The organism is Mesorhizobium sp. M1A.F.Ca.IN.020.06.1.1 (genome assembly GCF_004023265.1).
GTDB lineage: Bacteria > Pseudomonadota > Alphaproteobacteria > Rhizobiales > Rhizobiaceae > Mesorhizobium.
The window spans coordinates 1-1,269 of record NZ_RZSR01001311.1 but is presented as its reverse complement, the minus strand read 5'-3'; the positions used below and the strand labels follow the sequence as shown (position 1 = coordinate 1,269).

The 1,269-nt window shown below is 63.8% G+C and carries 1 protein-coding gene and 1 pseudogene; both read left to right on the top strand.

Annotated features, from left to right (window positions below):
• Nucleotides 1-1,063: type IV secretion system protein VirB10 (gene virB10 / locus EOA60_RS33560; protein ID WP_164899789.1), on the top strand; the 1,063-nt coding region annotated here is incomplete at its 5' end.
• Nucleotides 1,060-1,269, top strand: a pseudogene (locus EOA60_RS33555) (P-type DNA transfer ATPase VirB11); the annotation flags it as partial. The gene virB10 and the pseudogene EOA60_RS33555, both read left to right, overlap by 4 nt.

The window sequence follows — 1,269 nt, the reverse complement described above, 5'->3', positions numbered from 1 at the left end:
GGCCCGCCGCAAGCAAGCCGCCGACGAGGAGGCCCGCCGGAAGGCCGAGGAGGCTGAGCGGCAAAAGGCAATGTGGGAGCGCCTGCGCTCGAATCAGATGATTACCAGCGAGCAAGCAAACCCGGCCGCGGGACACGATCAGCCGGCCCAGGCGCAAATCGCCGCTGACGGTCAGCTTGTTCCGGTGCCGGGCGCCGATACCGATCCGAACAAGGCTTTCCTTGCGCAATCGGAAAAGCATTCGAATGCGATGGCGAAGGCGCGGGTTTTCCGCCGCACCGACGCGTTGATCCCCGAAGGCACGATGATCCGCGGATTTCTGGAAACCGCCATCAACACCGATCTGCCCGGCATGGTCCGCGCGGTGGCGCGCGAGGACGTCTATTCGCTCGACGGCCGCCGCATTCTGATCCCGAAAGGCTCTCGGCTTACCGGCGAGTATCGTTCGGGGATCGCGCGCGGGCAAAAGCGTGTCTTCATCGTCTGGAACCGCGTCATACGTTCCGACGGCGTGTCGGTCGACATTGCCTCGCCTGGAGCCGACCGTCTCGGACGGGGTGGTCTCGGCGGCCGCGTCGACACGCATTGGCTCGAACGCTACGGCAATGCGATCATGCTTTCCGTCGTGGGCGGCGTTTCGGAATACCTGTCCTCCCTCGCCGACACCGGCAGCGACGGCCAGCAACAGCAGGTGACGACCGTTGACCCCGTGACGGGGCAGACGGTCACGACGACCTATGGCGGCTCCGGCTCGCAACGCGATGCCCGCAGCATCGCCTTCGACAAATCGTCGACGGCGCTGCAACAGCTGGCACAAGAGGCATTCCGCGACACGCAGACCATCCCGCCGACCATCTACGTTGACCAGGGCACGCCGGTCGTCGTCTTCGTGCGCCGGGATCTGGATTTTTCCGAACTCTATGCGGATCCGGTAGAAGAGGAGCTGGCTCGACTGAAGCGCGGCGGAAATCCGGCAAAGGCCATCGATCCGACGCCGCTCTTAGTGACGCCGAGGTCTGAGGCTGATCCGTATGATCCAGGCTACGGGACTCCGGCCAAATGAATGTCGTCCAGCCTGTGCTGAATCCGTGGGCGCGTGCACCGGTGCTGCGCGCCGAACTGGAACCGATCTGGCCGTACATGGAGGAAGAAGCAGTCTCGGAGATCGCCATCAACCGGCCCGGCGAGGTTTTCATTGAGCGCCTGGGTACAAAGGAGATGGAGCATGTCGTCAAACGCGAGCTCACCAGAAACTGGATTCGCTCGGTC